Origin of the sequence: Rubrivivax gelatinosus IL144 (assembly GCF_000284255.1) — a bacterium.
Lineage (GTDB): Bacteria > Pseudomonadota > Gammaproteobacteria > Burkholderiales > Burkholderiaceae_C > Rubrivivax > Rubrivivax gelatinosus_A.
Genome location: NC_017075.1, coordinates 3,689,535 through 3,703,610 on the forward strand (window position 1 = coordinate 3,689,535; position 14,076 = coordinate 3,703,610).

The 14,076-nt window shown below is 72.9% G+C and carries 12 protein-coding genes; 5 read left to right on the forward strand and 7 right to left on the reverse strand.

Annotated features, from left to right (window positions below; all coding sequences use genetic code 11):
* Positions 1 to 8: 8 nt before the first annotated feature.
* The gene (locus RGE_RS16845) at positions 9 to 731 is read left to right on the forward strand and encodes a hemerythrin domain-containing protein (RefSeq protein ID WP_014429652.1); all 723 of its coding nucleotides are present in this window, start codon (positions 9 to 11) and stop codon (positions 729 to 731) included.
* On the opposite strand, the gene RGE_RS16850 is transcribed toward RGE_RS16845, so the two are convergent.
* Both RGE_RS16850 and RGE_RS16855 read right to left on the reverse strand, forming a co-directional pair.
* Positions 732 to 2,006 (reverse strand): mechanosensitive ion channel family protein, encoded by a 1,275-nt coding sequence (locus RGE_RS16850; RefSeq protein WP_014429653.1) that lies wholly within the window; start codon positions 2,004 to 2,006, stop codon positions 732 to 734.
* Positions 2,006 to 2,941 (reverse strand): histone deacetylase family protein, encoded by a 936-nt coding sequence (locus RGE_RS16855; RefSeq protein ID WP_014429654.1) that lies wholly within the window; start codon positions 2,939 to 2,941, stop codon positions 2,006 to 2,008. The genes RGE_RS16850 and RGE_RS16855 overlap by 1 nt, the downstream gene beginning before the upstream one ends.
* 36 nt (positions 2,942 to 2,977) lie before the next feature.
* On the opposite strand from RGE_RS16855, the gene RGE_RS16860 reads away from it, so the two are divergent.
* From RGE_RS16860 to mltB, 4 genes are read left to right on the forward strand one after another with little or no spacing between them, the layout of a single operon-like run.
* Positions 2,978 to 3,904 (forward strand): AAA family ATPase, encoded by a 927-nt coding sequence (locus tag RGE_RS16860; protein ID WP_014429655.1) that lies wholly within the window; start codon positions 2,978 to 2,980, stop codon positions 3,902 to 3,904.
* Positions 3,901 to 4,863: a DUF58 domain-containing protein gene (locus RGE_RS16865; RefSeq protein WP_014429656.1), complete on the forward strand. Its 963-nt coding sequence runs from the start codon at positions 3,901 to 3,903 to the stop codon at positions 4,861 to 4,863. Before RGE_RS16860 ends, RGE_RS16865 begins: the two co-directional genes overlap by 4 nt.
* Entirely contained in the window at positions 4,860 to 6,848 is a 1,989-nt protein-coding gene (locus tag RGE_RS16870; protein WP_043784228.1) for a transglutaminase family protein, read from the forward strand. The genes RGE_RS16865 and RGE_RS16870 overlap by 4 nt, the downstream gene beginning before the upstream one ends.
* 7 nt (positions 6,849 to 6,855) lie before the next feature.
* Positions 6,856 to 8,019: a lytic murein transglycosylase B gene (mltB, locus tag RGE_RS16875; RefSeq protein ID WP_014429658.1), complete on the forward strand. Its 1,164-nt coding sequence runs from the start codon at positions 6,856 to 6,858 to the stop codon at positions 8,017 to 8,019.
* Between the two features lies 1 nt (position 8,020).
* Here mltB and RGE_RS16880 read toward each other — a convergent pair whose 3' ends face one another.
* The 5 genes from RGE_RS16880 to RGE_RS16895 are packed head-to-tail and all read right to left on the reverse strand — an operon-like array spanning position 8,021 to position 14,062.
* Positions 8,021 to 8,983, reverse strand: coding sequence for an alpha-E domain-containing protein (locus RGE_RS16880; RefSeq protein ID WP_014429659.1), 963 nt, complete (start codon positions 8,981 to 8,983; stop codon positions 8,021 to 8,023).
* A complete protein-coding gene (locus tag RGE_RS23765) occupies positions 8,973 to 9,128 on the reverse strand; it encodes an alpha-E domain-containing protein (protein ID WP_014429660.1) in 156 nt (51 codons plus the stop codon). The genes RGE_RS16880 and RGE_RS23765 overlap by 11 nt, the downstream gene beginning before the upstream one ends.
* An 18-nt stretch (positions 9,129 to 9,146) precedes the next feature.
* A complete protein-coding gene (locus RGE_RS16885; protein ID WP_014429661.1) occupies positions 9,147 to 10,583 on the reverse strand; it encodes a circularly permuted type 2 ATP-grasp protein in 1,437 nt (478 codons plus the stop codon).
* 18 nt (positions 10,584 to 10,601) lie between these two features.
* Positions 10,602 to 11,519 carry a transglutaminase family protein gene (locus tag RGE_RS16890; protein WP_014429662.1) on the reverse strand — a complete coding sequence of 306 codons (918 nt, stop codon included), beginning with the start codon at positions 11,517 to 11,519 and terminating at the stop codon, positions 10,602 to 10,604.
* Positions 11,516 to 14,062, reverse strand: a complete 2,547-nt coding sequence (locus RGE_RS16895) for a circularly permuted type 2 ATP-grasp protein (RefSeq protein WP_014429663.1) — start codon at positions 14,060 to 14,062, stop codon at positions 11,516 to 11,518. The genes RGE_RS16890 and RGE_RS16895 overlap by 4 nt, the downstream gene beginning before the upstream one ends.
* Positions 14,063 to 14,076: the final 14 nt, after the last annotated feature.

A 14,076-nucleotide genomic window follows, 5' to 3' on the forward strand; every position in this document is an offset into this window, starting at 1 on the left:
GAACCCCGATGCACACCGTCTCCGCCCTGCCGGGCAACACCTACGCCGCCGCCGCCGCGCCGGCACCGCGCTTCGACATCTACGTCTTCATCCACAAGGCGCTGCGCGAGTTCATGCACCACACCGTCGCCGCCGTCGGCGCGATGGACGTCGACGACGCCGGCGAACGTGCCGACGTCTGCGACCAGGTCGAACTGCTGCTGGCCACGCTGCGCGGCCACGTGCAACACGAGAACGATTTCATCCACACCGCGATCGAGGCGCGCCGCGCCGGCGGCGCCGCCGAGACCGCCGGCGACCACGTCGAGCACCTGGAGGCCATCGCCAACCTCGAGGACGAGACGCACGCGCTGCGTTGCGCCGCGCCGGCGCAGCGCACGATGCTGGCGCTGCGGCTGTACCGGCACCTGGCCGCCTTCGTCGGCGAGAACCTGCTGCACATGCAGGTCGAGGAGACGCGCAACAACGCCTCGCTGTGGGCGCTGTACCGCGACGACGAGCTGGTCGAGCTGCACGGCCGGCTGATGGCGACGATCCCGCCGCAGGAGATGGCGATGACGGTGCGCTGGCTGGCGGTGGCGCTCAGCGTGCCCGAGCTGGCGATTCTCTTCGCGGACCTGCGCGCCAAGGCGCCGCCGCCCGCGGTCGAGGCCCTGCTGGGCGTGGTGCGCGAGCAGGTGTCGGCACCGCGCTGGGCGCGGCTGGCGCAGGCGATCGGGCGCCAGCCCTGATCAGTCGGCCGCGGCGGTGCCGCCGAGCTGGCGCACGACCCGCTGCGGGAACGGGATCTCCACGCCTTCGGCGTTCAGCGTGCGCAGCACGGCCAGGTTGACCGCCGAGCGCACGTTGCCGGTGCCGTTGTGCGGGTCCTCGATCCAGAAGCCGATCGTCAGCTCCAGGCCGTCGGCGGCGAAGGCCGACAGCGTGACGCCCGGTGCCGGCTGCTGCAGCACGCGCGGCACCGCGGCCACCACCGCAGCCAGCTTGGGCATCAGCGCCTCGACGTCGGTGTCGTAGCCGACCTGCACGACGGTGCTCAGCGCCACGCGCGCGTCGGCCAGCGAGGAGTTCTCGACGCGCTGCACGATCATCATCTCGTTGGGCACGATGGACTCGCGGCCGTCGAGCGCGCGGATCACCGTGTAGCGCGTGTTGATGTCGGTGATGCGGCCGGCGAAACCGTCGACGGTGACCATGTCGCCGATGCGCACGCTGCGCTCGGCCAGGATGACGAAGCCGCTGACGTAGTTGGCCGCCAGCTTCTGCAGGCCGAAACCCAGGCCGACGCCGATCGCGCCGCCGAGCACGCTGAGCGCCGTGAGGTCGATGCCGGCCGCCGACAGCGCCATCATCAGGCCGACGAACAGCAGCACCGAGCGCAGCAGGTTCGACGCCATCTTGCGCACCGACAGGTTGTCGCCCGCGCCCTTGAGCAGGCGCTGCTCGAGCACCTGCGAGATCCACAGCGTCAGCACCAGCACGATCGAGGTGTTGAACACCGCCTCGATGACGCTGCCCACCGACAGCCGCACGCTGCCGACCTTCCACTGGATCTGGTAGAGCTCGGCCATCAGCAGCGGCAGCACGCCGGTGATCCACAGCACCGCGCCGATCCAGGCGACCCAGGAGACGCTGCGCTCGACGACACGCATCACGCCCGACTGCGGGAAGGCCTGCTGCAGCACGCGCACCGTCAGCCGGATCAGCAGCAGCGACAGCAGCACCGGCACCGCGAGCTGGAACACCGCGCGCGGCACCGCGTCGCCGAGGATCCACTCGCCGGCGACGGCGAAACACAGCGCCAGCAGCGGGAACAGCACGCCGTCGACGCCGCGGTTGCCGAGCCAGATCGAGCCCTTGTGCTCGATGCGCGCGGCGATCTGCCGCACCAGCGCCCAGGCCAGCGCCAGGCACAGCGCGACGATGCCCAGCTCGATGAGCGCGCCCGGCGCCCGCAGCGAATCGAGGATCTGGCCGAGGCGCTCGACCGTCGTAGCGCGCACCATCAGACGTCGGCCAGCACCCGGATGTGAGCGGCCACGCTGCGCGCCAGCGCGCTCAGGTTGTAGCCGCCTTCGAGCACCGAGACGACGCGGCCCTGCGCGCAGCGGTCGGCGACCTCGACGACCTGGCGCGTGATCCACTCGAAATCGGCCTCGACCAGGCCGAGCTGGCCCATGTCGTCCTCGCGGTGGGCGTCGAAGCCCGCGGAAATGAAGACCATCTGCGGCGAGAACTCCTCCAGCCGCGGCATCCACATCGCCATCAGCGTCTCGCGCAGCTCGCCGCCGCGCGTGTACGGCGGGATCGGCACGTTGACCATGTTCTCGCCCTTGGGCACCGCACCGCTGTACGGGTACAGCGGGTGCTGGAAGAAGCTGCACATCAGGATGCGCTCGTCGCCGGCGACGATGTCCTCGGTGCCGTTGCCGTGGTGCACGTCGAAGTCGATGATCGCCACGCGCTTCAAGCCACGCACGTCGAGCGCGTGGCGCGCCGCGATGGCGACGTTGTTGAAGAAGCAGAAACCCATCGTCTCGTCGCGCGTCGCGTGGTGGCCCGGCGGGCGCACGGCGCAGAAGGCGTTGCGCGCACGGCCGTCGAGCACGTCGTCGGTGGCGGCGACGCAGGCCCCGGCGGCGCGCAGCGCGGCGCGCCAGGTGTCGGGGCAGGCGAAGGTGTCGGGGTCCAGCGCGCGCGCCTGGCCGCTTTCCTGGATCTGCACAAGCGCGTCCTGCAGCTGGAGGACGTAGCCGGCGCTGTGCGCCCGTTCGATCTGCTCCAGCGTGGCTTGCGGCGCGTCGCGGAAATCGAGCGCCACGTCCAGCCCGGTGGCCAGCAGATGGTCGGAGATCGCGTCCAGCCGCTGCGGACACTCGGGGTGCCCCGGCCCCATGTCGTGCAATCGGCACTCCGCATGGCTGTAGAACGCGGTCGTCATGGGTCGTCGTTATGGTTTCGGGGTATGGTCCCGCGCATGGATTCGATCCTTGCGCGCCAGATCTCCAGGCTGGTCGACCAGATTAGCACGATCATCGTCGGCAAACGCCCGCAGATCGAAGACAGCGTGGCCTGCCTGCTGGCCGGCGGCCATCTGCTGATCGAGGACGTGCCCGGCGTCGGCAAGACCACGCTGGCGCATGCGCTGGCGGTGTCGCTGGGGCTCTCCTTCTCGCGCGCGCAGTTCACCGCCGACCTGATGCCCGGCGACCTGGTCGGCGTCAGCGTCTTCGACCGCCAGCGCGACGCCTTCGTCTTCCACCCCGGCCCGGTGTTCGCGCAGGTGCTGCTGGCCGACGAGATCAACCGCGCCGGGCCCAAGACCCAGAGCGCGCTGCTCGAGGCGATGGAAGAGCACCAGGTCTCGATCGACGGCGAGACGCATGCGCTGCCGCAGCCCTTCTTCGTCATCGCGACGCAGAACCCCAGCGACCAGCTCGGCACCTACCCGCTGCCCGAGAGCCAGCTCGACCGTTTCCTGCTGCGCATCACGCTGGGCTACCCCGACCGCGCCAGCGAACGTGCGCTGCTCTCAGGCGAGGACCGGCGCGAACTGGCGACGCGGCTGGCGCCGGTGATGGGCCCGGCCGAACTGCTCGCCGCGCAGCAGGCGGTGCAGCGCATCAAGGCCAGCGAGCCGCTGCTCGACTACCTGCAGGCGCTGATCGCGGCCACGCGTTCCGGGCGCTGGTTCGTGCAGGGCCTGTCGCCGCGCGCCGGCATCGCGGTACTGCGCGTGGCGCGCGCGCGGGCGCTGATGGCCGGGCGCGACTGGGTCGCGCCGGAAGACCTGCAGGCGCTGCTGCCGCAGGCCATCGCCCACCGCGTGCAGCCGGTGCCGGGCGCCGGGCGCGGCGCCGTCGAGCAGGTGCGCGCGCTGGTCGAGGCGACTCCGGTTCCGTGATCGCCGCCCCGCGTGCCGCCTTCGAGCGCTGGCTCGAGCGCCGGCTGCCGGCCGCCGACAGCTGGGCGCTGACCCAGCGCAGCGTCTACATCCTGCCGACACGCGCCGGCCTGGCCTTCGCCGCGACGCTGCTGGCGATGCTGCTGGCCTCGGTCAACTACCAGCTCAACCTGGGCTACGTGCTGACCTTCCTGCTCGCCGGCGCGGGCGTCGTCTCGATGCACCAGACGCACGGCACGCTGCGCGGCCTGGTGCTGCACCTGAAGCCGCCGCGCCCCGGCCACGCCGGCGAGGCCGCGACGGTGGAGATCGTGCTCACCAACCCCGGCCGGCGCACGCGCCACGGCATCGCGCTGCGCTGGCGCCAGCGCGTCGGCAGCGGCGGCTTCGCCTGGTGCGACGTCGCCGCCGGCGCCCAGAGCACGGTGCAGCTGGCCTTCGTGCCGCCGCAGCGCGGCTGGCATGCGCTGCCGACGGTCGTCGCCGAGACCGTGTTCCCGCTCGGCCTGTTCCGCGCCTGGACGGTCTGGCGGCCGGCCTCGCGCGTGCTCGCCTGGCCGCGGCCGGAGACGCCGACGCCGCCGCTGCCGGCCGCGGCCGCGAAGCCCGGCGAGCCCCGCGCGGCGGCCACCGAGCAGGCCGGCGACGAGTTCGACGGCGTGCGCCACTACCGCCGCGGCGACAGCCTGCGCCACATCGTCTGGAAGAAGGTCGCGCAGACCGGCGAGCTGATCAGCCGCGACGCCCGCGGCGAGGGCCGGCGCGAACTCTGGCTGGACTGGGCCGACACCGGCGGCGACGTCGAACGCCGGCTCGCGCGCCTGGCCGCCTGGGTGCTGGCCTGCGAACGTGCCGACCGGCCCTGGGGCCTGCGCCTGCCGGGCCATGAACTGGCGCCGGGCCGCGGCGACGAACGCCGCCGCGCCGCGCTGGATCTGCTGGCGACCTGGCCCGGATGAAGCCCGCGGCCCGGATGACGCGCGAGGCGCGCGACACGCTGTTCCTGCTGGCCGTCATCGGCTGGACGCTGCTGCCGCACGCCGGCCACGTGCCCGTCTGGTGCAGCGGGCTGGCCGCCGCCATCCTGGGCTGGCGCGCCTGGCTGGCCGTCGGCAACCGGCCGCTGCCGGGGCGCTGGGTGCTGGTCGCGCTGCTGCTGGCCGCCGGCGGACTCACCTTCTGGAGCGAACGCACGCTGCTGGGCAAGGAGGCCGGCGTCACGCTGATCGTCGTGCTGATGACGCTGAAGACGCTGGAGCTGCGCGCGCGGCGCGACGCGCTCGTCGTCTTCTTCCTCGGCTTCTTCGTCGTGCTGACGAACTTCCTCTATTCGCAAAGCCTGCTGGTCGCGGCCTCGATGCTGCTGTCGGTCTGGGGGCTGCTGGCGGCGCTGGTGCTGGCGCACATGCCGGTGGGCCGGCCGCCGCTGGCCGCCGCCGGCACGCTGGCCGCACGCGCGGCGCTGCTGGGCGCGCCGGTGATGGTCGTGCTCTTCCTGCTGTTCCCGCGTTTCGGCCCGCTCTGGGGCGTGCCCGAAGACGCCGCCGGGCGCACCGGGCTGTCGGGCACGATGCGCCTGGGCGGCGTCGCCAGCGTCGCCAACGACGAAACCATCGCGCTGCGCGTGCGTTTCGACGGCGCGCCGCCGCCGCCCGAGGCGATGTACTTCCGCGGCCCGGTGCTGGGCCGCTTCGACGGTGTCGACTGGACCCGTTTGCCCGACGTGCCGGCCGGCGCGCGCGTGCAGGTGCTGGGCACGCCGCGGCACTACGAGATGACGCTGGAGCCCAGCCGGCTGGCGATGCTGCCGCTGCTGGAGCTGACGCCGGCCACCGCCGGCCCGCAGCTCGACGGCTGGAGCCTGCGCCTGCGCCAGGACCTGCAGTGGCAGCTCGACCGCCCGCTGTCCGACCGCATCCGCCTGCAGGCCTCGGCCTGGACCGATTACCGCCACGGCCCGCGCCGCACGACGCCGGAACTCGACGACTGGCGCCGCCTGCCGCCGGGCTACAACCCGCGCACGCTGGCCTGGGCGCAGGCGCTGCAGGCGCGGCCCGAGCTCGCCGGCGCCGACGCACGCACGCTGGCCGCGGCGCTGCTGCGCCACGTCGCCGACGGCGGCTACGGCTACACGCTGGAGCCCGGCGCCTACGGCCGCGACGCAATCGACGAGTTCTGGCTGGACCGCAAGCTGGGCTTTTGCGAGCACTTCGCCGCCGCCTTCGTCGTCGCGATGCGCGCGATGGGCGTGCCGGCGCGCATCGTCACCGGCTACCAGGGCACCGACCCGGCACCGGTGGACGGCTGGTGGATCGTGCGCCAGAGCAACGCCCACGCCTGGGCCGAATACTGGCAGCCGGGCGTGGGCTGGCAACGTGCCGATCCGACCGCCGCCGTCGCGCCCGAGCGTGTGCAGCGCGGCCGCAGCCTGCCGCCGACGCCGGGCCTCGTCGCCGGCACGATCGGCGCGGTCAACCCGGCGCTCGCGGCGCGGCTGCGCGAAGCCTGGGAGACGATCAACAACCGCTGGAACCAGGCTGTGCTGAACTACTCGCGCCAGCGCCAGTTCGACCTGCTGCGTGCGCTAGGCGTCGAGTCGCCCGACTGGGAGGACCTGGCACGCGCGCTGATCGTGCTCGCGGCGCTGGCCTCGGCCACCGGGGCCGGCTGGGCGCTCTGGGACCGCCACCGGCAGGACCCCTGGCAGCGCCTGCAGGCGCGTGTGCAGCGCGCGCTGGCGGCACGCGGCGTCGAGGTCGGCCCGCAGCACGCACCGCGCGCGCGCGCCGAACGCGTGCGCGCCGCGCTGGGCGCGGCAGGCGAGCCGCTGGCCGTGGAACTGGAGGCGCTGGACCGGCTGCGCTACGGCGAGGGCCTGGAGCGGCCGGCACGGCGCTGGTGGCCGGGCTTCGCGAAGGCCCTGCGCCAGGTGGGCCGCCCATAATCGGCCGATGCCCGCCCCGAAGTCCGCCCTCGCGAGCATCGCGCTGATCGTCCTGGCCCTGGCCGCACCGTCCGTGGTGCACGCCGCCGACAAGCCCGCCCGCAAAGCCACCGCCGCGAAACACGCCGCGGCGAAGAAGAAACCCAAGGCCAAGGCCGTGGCCGCCGCGCCGCTCTACGGCGAACGCGAGGACCTGCGCCGCTTCGCCGCCGAGGTCGCCGAGCGCCGCGGCCTGGACGCCGACTGGGTGGCCGCCCAGCTCGCCCAGGCGCGCCGGCTGGACAGCGTGCAGCGCCTGGTGATGCCGCCGCCGGCCGGCACGGCCAAGGACTGGGCGGCCTACCGCGCGCGTTTCGTCGAACCGCGGCGCATCGCAGCCGGACTGGCCTTCTGGCAGGACCACGAGGACGCGCTGGCGCGCGCCCAGGCGCGCTGGGGCGTGCCGCCGGAGATCGTCGTCGGCATCATCGGCGTCGAGACCTTCTACGGCCGCATCACCGGGCGCTATCGCATCGTCGACGCGCTGGCGACGCTGGCCTTCGACTTCCCGACCGGCCGCAGCGACCGCAGCCCCTTCTTCCGCCGCGAGCTGGAGGAGTTCCTGGTCTGGAGCGAGCGCGAGGGCCGCGACCCGCAGGAGGTGCGCGGCTCCTTCGCCGGCGCCATCGGCCTGCCGCAGTTCATGCCCAGCAACCTGAACCGGCTGGCCGTCGACTTCGACGGCGACGGCCACGTCGACCTGGGCGGCAACGGCGTCGACGCGGTCGGCAGCGTCGCCAACTTCCTGTCGGCGCACGGCTGGCAGCCGGGGCAGGCGACGACGCACGCAGTGGCGCCGCCGGTGGACACCGCGGCGCGCGCGCGGCTGCTGGCGCCGGACATCGAACCCAGCTTCACGCCGGCCGAGTTCGCCGCCGCCGGCGCCGAGCTCGACGCCGCCGGCCGTGCCGAGGCCGGCAAGCTGGCGCTGGTGGAGCTGCAGAACGGCGCCGCGGCGCCGAGCTACGTCGCCGGCACGGCCAACTTCCGCGTGCTGACGCGCTACAACGCCTCGGCCTATTACGCGATGGCGGTCATCACGCTCGGCGACGCGGTGGCGCAGGCGCGTGCCGCGACGCGCGCCGCGGCGGCCGCCGACCCGGCGGCCAGCAGCGCGTCGGCGCCGCGCTGAATCAGGCCGCCACCGGCACCAGGAAGTCGCGCCCGATGCCGGCGCCGAGGTCGTTGACGCGGTCCAGGAACTGCGTCAGGTAGGCGTGCAGCCCGGTGGCCAGGATCTCGTCGATGCGGCCGTACTGCAGGTCGGCCTGCAGCCGCCCGGCGCGGCGCAGGGTCTCGGCGCTCTGCTGGTTGGCCACCGGCTTCAGGTTGGCGACGACCTCGTTCATGCAGGCGGCCAGCGAACGCGGCATGTCCGGCCGCAGGATCAGCAGCTCGGCGACGAGTTCCGGGCGGATCACGTTGCGGTAGACCTTGCGGTAGATCTCGAAGCCGGAGACCGAACGCAGGATCGCGCTCCAGTGATAGAAGTCGACCTCCTGGGTCTCCTTGACGTTGCCGTTGCCGAAGTACTCCGACGACAGCGCGTGGAACTTCACGTCGAGCAGCCGCGCGGTGTTGTCGGCGCGTTCGAGGAAGGTGCCGACCCGCAGGAAGTGCATCGCCTCGTCCTGCAGCATCGTGCCGACGGTGACGCCGCGCGACAGGTGCGAGCGGTACTTGACCCACTCGAAGACCATGCCGGGGTCGCGCTCGAAACGGCCTTCCTTCAGCAGGCGGTTGAACTCCAGCCAGGTCTGGTTCTGCGTCTCCCAGACCTCGGTGGTCAGCGCGCCGCGCACCGCACGCGCGTTCTCGCGCGCCGCGCGCAGGCAGCACAGGATGCTCGACGGGTTGGTCTCGTCGCGCACCATGAAGTCCATGACGTTGCGCGGCGTCAGCTCGCTGTACTTGCGCTGGAAGCTCCAGCTCAGCTCGCTGATCGACAGCAGCCCCTGCCAGCCCTGCTCCGCCATGTCCGCCGACTGCGGCAGCAGCGAGGTCTGGTAGTTGACGTCCAGCATGCGGGCGGTGTTTTCGGCCCGCTCCATGTAACGGGCCATCCAGAACAGATGATCCGCAGTCCTAGACAGCATGGTGGTCCTCCATCAGGCCGAAAACCCCGCCGCGCGCTGCCGCGCGCCGCGGTATTTTGGCTTCGCCGCAGGCGCTTCGCGCCTGAACGGCGCGCTCCATGTAGCGGGCCATCCAGAACAGGTGGTCGGCGGTTCTCGACAGCATCGTGCTCCCTCCTGCGTGTCAGTCTTCGAGGACCCAGGTGTCTTTGGTGCCGCCGCCCTGCGACGAGTTGACGACCAGCGAGCCCTGCTTCAGCGCCACGCGCGTCAGCCCGCCGGGCACCATCTGCACCGTCTTGCCCGACAGCACGAAGGGCCGCAGGTCGATGTGGCGCGGCGCGATGCCCTGCTCGACGTAGGTCGGGCAGGTCGACAGCGCCAGCGTCGGCTGGGCGATGTAGTTCGACGGGTTGGCCAGCAGCTGCTGGCGGAAGGCCTCGATCTCGGCCTTGCTGGCGGCCGGGCCGACGAGCATGCCGTAGCCGCCAGCGCCGTGCACCTCCTTGACGACCAGCTCGCCCAGGTTCGCCAGCACGTGGTCCAGGTCGCCCGGCTCGCGGCAGACCCAGGTCGGCACGTTGTGCAGGATCGGTTTTTCGCCGAGGTAGAACTCGATCATCTTCGGCACGTAGGGATAGACGCTCTTGTCGTCGGCGATGCCGGTGCCGATGGCGTTGGCCAGCGTCACGTTGCCGGCGCGGTAGACGTCCAGCAGCCCGGCGCAGCCCAGCGTCGAGTCGGGACGGAAGGCACGCGGGTCGAGGAAGTCGTCGTCGACGCGGCGGTAGATGACGTCCACGCGCTTGGGGCCCTGCGTCGTGCGCATGTAGACGAAGCCGTCGCGCACGAAGAGGTCCTGGCCTTCGACCAGCTCGACGCCCATCTGCTGGGCGAGGAAGGCGTGCTCGAAGTAGGCGCTGTTGTACATGCCGGGCGTCAGCACGACGACGGTCGGATCGTCGGCGGCGGTGGGCCGCACCTCGCGCAGCGTCTCCAGCAGCAGGTCGGGGTAGTGCGCGACCGGCTCGATGCGGTGGCTGGCGAACAGCTCGGGGAACAGCCGCATCATCATCTTGCGGTTCTCGAGCATGTAGCTGACGCCGCTGGGCACGCGCAGGTTGTCCTCCAGCACGTAGTAGCAACCGCTGCCGTCGGGCTGCGCGGCACGCACGATGTCGATGCCGGCGATCAGCGAATAGACCTGGCCGGGCACGTCCACGCCCATCATCTCGGGGCGGAACTGGCTGTTGCGCAGGATGAGGTCGGCCGGCACGACGCCGGCCTTCAGGATCTCCTGCTCGTGGTAGACGTCGTGCAGGAAGCGGTTCAGCGCGGTGACGCGCTGGGCGAGGCCGGCTTCGAGCTCGCGCCACTCGGCGCCGGGGATCACGCGCGGGATGACGTCGAAGGGGATCAGGCGCTCGGTGCCGGCGCCGTCCTCGTCCTTGGCGCCGTAGACGGCGAAGGTGATGCCGACGCGGCGGAAGATCATCTCCGCCTCGCTGCGTGCCGACTGCATCGCGTCGGCCGGCTGCTGGCGCAGCCAGCGTTCGTAGGTCCGGTAGTGGGACCGCACGGCGCCTTCGGCGGCGCTCATCTCGTCGAAGCTGGGCTTCATCGTCGGAATCGCTCCTCTTCAACCGGGGTTAGCAACAACCGGACCCACCACCCGTGTCGTGACGCCGACGGCCAGCGTGTGCTGTCCTCCGCCGCGGATCACGCCACGCAGCGGCGTCACGTCGCCGAAGTCGCGGCCGACGGCGACACGCACGTGGCCGCTGCCGGGCACCAGGTCGTTGGTCGGGTCCAGGTCCAGCCAGTCGCCGTCGACACCCGGCGTGTCGGGGCACCAGGCCTGGACCCAGGCGTGCGAGGCGTCGGCGCCGACCATCGCCGCGCCGTCCTCGGGGCCGCGCGTCAGCAGGTAGCCGCTGACATAACGCGCCGGCAGGCCGTGCATGCGCAAGGCGCCGGCCAGCAGGTGGGCGAAGTCCTGGCAGACGCCGCGGCGCTGCGCGAAGGCCTGGGCCAGCGGCGTGTCGACCTCGGTGCTGCGGCTCTCGTACTCGAACTCGCGGTGCAGCCGGCGCATCAGTTCGATCGCCAGCTCGGCGACCGGCCGGCCCGGCGCACACGAGGGCGCGGCCCAGGCGCGCAGCGGCTCCAGCCGCGGCACGTAGGGCGAAGGCAGCACGAACTCCACCGCCGGCTCGAACGGCGCACGCGCGACGTAGCGCAGCCGCGCCGCCAACGCATCCCAGGCCGGCGAACGCGCCGCCTGCAGCGCGCCGAAACGCGCCGCGACCCGCACCCGGCTCGTCGCGCGCACGAGCAGCGCACGGTGCGGGCGCAGCAGCGTGAAGTGGCTCTGCCGGTTGCCGAAGGCGTCGCCGTCGTCGCGGCGCTGCTGCGGCCCGGGCTCGACCTCCAGCTCGTGCGCCAGCAGGCGCTGGCCGGCGTCGTCCAGCGGCCGCAGATGCGCCAGGTGGTGCGCCAGCGTCACCGGCGCGGCGTAGTCGTAGCGTGTCTCGTGGACGACCTCGAGCTCGGTCACACGCGTTGGTCCTGTCCGTGCGCCAGCGTGAAGAAACGCGTGCCGACGTCGTCGGCCAGCGCCATCGCCGCCGCGCGCAGCGACACCGACAGCGCCAGCAGGCGCTCGACGATCGCCGCGTCGCTGGCGCCGCGCAGCGACTCCAGCGTCAGCCCGACACCGTCGGCCGGCAGCCGCGCCAGCAGCGTCTCGACGCCGGCATCGTCCAGCGGCAGCTTGCGCAGCTCGGTGCGCAGCCGGCGCAGCACGCCGGCGTAGCCGCGCGGGTTGGAGTCGTCGAAGACCAGCAGGTCGGCCAGCGCCAGCAGGTCTTCGTGGCGCTGGTAGCGCGCGCGGAAGGTGATCGCGCTGTCGAACAGCTCCAGCAGCAGGTCGACGCCGGCGGCGCTGGCCAGCGCGCCGGCCTGCAGCAGCGCTTCCAGCCGCGAGGTCAGGCCGATCAGGCGCTCCAGCAGCCGGCCGACGGCCAGCAGCCGCCAGCCGTGATCGCGTGTCATGCGGTCGGTCTGCACGCCGGTCACCGCGGCCAGGCGCAGCGCCAGGCGGTCGAGCGCCGGCAGCACCTCGGGCAGCGGCGGCGGGCGCGTCGGGCCGCCGGTGAAGCTGGCCTGGAAGGCCTCGCGCATCGAGCGGATCAGCCCCCATTGTTCGGAGGACAGGCGCTCGCGCAGCGCCTGCGAAGCCTGCTCCAGCGCGCGCAGGTTGAAGGCCACGCTCCAGGCGCCTTCGGCGTCGCCCAGCGCGCCCAGCAGCGCACGCTCGAAACGCGAGGCCGACTGCTCCAGCGTCGGCACGCCCGGCGGCGTCAGGCCGCCGCTCACGGCCATCGCCGACAGCGCACGCTGCACCGCGAGGTCGGCGTCGCTCTCGGCGTCGATCTGCAGCAGCGTCGCACGCGCCAGGCGCACCAGCTGCTCGGTGCGCTCGGTGTAGCGGCCGAGCCAGAACAGGTTCTCGCCGGTGCGGCTGGACACCGGCCGGCGCCGCGCGGCGATGTCGTCGACCTCCAGCCGGCGCGGCAGCATCGAGAAGGTGTCGACCGGGCCGTCGGTCAGCACCCAGGTGTCCAGGCTGGAGCCGCCGCGCTGCATCGACACCGAGGCGTCCTCGCGGCGCGAGACACGCGTCATGCCGCCGGGCAGCACGTGCCAGCGGCCGCCGCCTTCGGCGATCGCGTAGACACGCACCATCGCCGGGCGCGGGTTCAGCGCGCCGCCGCCCCAGATCGGCGCACGCGAGAAACGCAGCCGGCCCTGGATCGTCCAGGCGTCGGGGTCTTCGTCGACACGCAGCTGGTGCGCCTCGTGCACCTGCGACGTGCGCCCGGCGCGCGGGAAGGTGCTGCGCACGAACTTGCCGTCGAGCTTGTCGCGCACGTCGCGCCAGGCGGCGGCTTCGCCGCACCACCAGGTCGGCAGCGCCGGCATGCGCAGCGGCTCGCCGGTCAGGCGCTCGCAGATGCCGGGCAGGAAGCCCTGCACCGCCGGCGATTCGAGGAAGGCGCTGCCCAGCGCGTTGGCCATCACGACGCTGCCGGCGCGTGCGGCCTGCAGCAGCCCGGGCACGCCCAGCGTCGAGTCGGGGCGCAGTTCCAGCGGGTCGCACCAGTCGTCGTCCAGGCGGCGCAGCAGCGCGTGCACCGGCTCCAGGCCTTCGACGGTCTTCAGGAAGACCCGCTCGTCGCGCACCGTCAGGTCGCCGCCTTCGACCAGCGGCAGGCCAAGGTAGCGCGCGAGGTAGGCGTGTTCGTAATAGGTCTCGCTGTAAGGCCCCGGCGTCAGCAGCGCGACACGCGGCGTGGCGCCGCCGGCGACTTCGTGCGCCGCGGCCTCCACCGTGTCGAGCAGGCGCCGGTAGCTGGCCGCCAGATGCTGCACACGCAGCTCGCGGAAGGCGTCGGGGAACTGGCGCGAGACCAGCAGCCGGTTGTGCAGCACGTAGCCCAGGCCCGAAGGCCCTTGCGTGCGCTGGGCGACGACCCACCAGCGGCCGTCGGGGCCGCGCGCGAGGTCGAAGGCGACGATGTGCAGGCGCAGGCCGCCCGGCACACGCGCGCCGATCATCGGCCGCAGGTAGCCCGGATGGCGCAGCGCCAGCGCCGGCGGCAGCAGGCCTTCGGCGAGCAGGCGGCGTGCGCCGTAGAGGTCGTCGAGCACACGCTCCAGAAGCGCCGCGCGCTGCGTCACGCCGGCCTCGATCTCGGCCCAGTCGGCGGGCTCGATCAACAGCGGCAGCAGCTCCAGCGACCAGGGCCGCATCGGCGCGCCCTGGTCGTCGAAGACGTTGTGCGTGACGCCGTCCAGGCGGATCTGCTGCGCGATCTGCAGCAGGCGCCGGTCGAGGTCGGCGGCCAGGTCGGCGCCGGCGGGCTCGGGCATCCAGTCGGCGAACTGCCGCCAGGCCGGCCGCACGCTGCCGTCGCCGGCACGCAGTTCGTCCCAGACGCCGGGCTCGGCCGGCAGGGCACGCTCGACGAACAGGCCGAGCGCACCGCCGGCGGCGGCGTCGGGGTCGAATGGCAGCGTGCTCTGCGAGGCGTTCACCGGCGCGATCCTGC

What these genes read in the sequence shown, in the direction of transcription:
- RGE_RS16885 (WP_014429661.1), bottom strand. Translation starts at nt 10,583, where the DNA reads ATGAAGCCCAGCTTCGACGAGATGAGCGCCGCCGAAGGCGCCGTGCGG.
- RGE_RS16855 (WP_014429654.1), bottom strand. Translation starts at nt 2,941, where the DNA reads ATGACGACCGCGTTCTACAGCCATGCGGAGTGCCGATTGCACGACATG.
- RGE_RS16850 (WP_014429653.1), bottom strand. Translation starts at nt 2,006, where the DNA reads ATGGTGCGCGCTACGACGGTCGAGCGCCTCGGCCAGATCCTCGATTCG.
- RGE_RS16845 (WP_014429652.1), top strand. Translation starts at nt 9, where the DNA reads ATGCACACCGTCTCCGCCCTGCCGGGCAACACCTACGCCGCCGCCGCC.
- RGE_RS16860 (WP_014429655.1), top strand. Translation starts at nt 2,978, where the DNA reads ATGGATTCGATCCTTGCGCGCCAGATCTCCAGGCTGGTCGACCAGATT.
- mltB (WP_014429658.1), top strand. Translation starts at nt 6,856, where the DNA reads ATGCCCGCCCCGAAGTCCGCCCTCGCGAGCATCGCGCTGATCGTCCTG.
- RGE_RS23765 (WP_014429660.1), bottom strand. Translation starts at nt 9,128, where the DNA reads ATGCTGTCGAGAACCGCCGACCACCTGTTCTGGATGGCCCGCTACATG.
- RGE_RS16880 (WP_014429659.1), bottom strand. Translation starts at nt 8,983, where the DNA reads ATGCTGTCTAGGACTGCGGATCATCTGTTCTGGATGGCCCGTTACATG.
- RGE_RS16870 (WP_043784228.1), top strand. Translation starts at nt 4,860, where the DNA reads ATGAAGCCCGCGGCCCGGATGACGCGCGAGGCGCGCGACACGCTGTTC.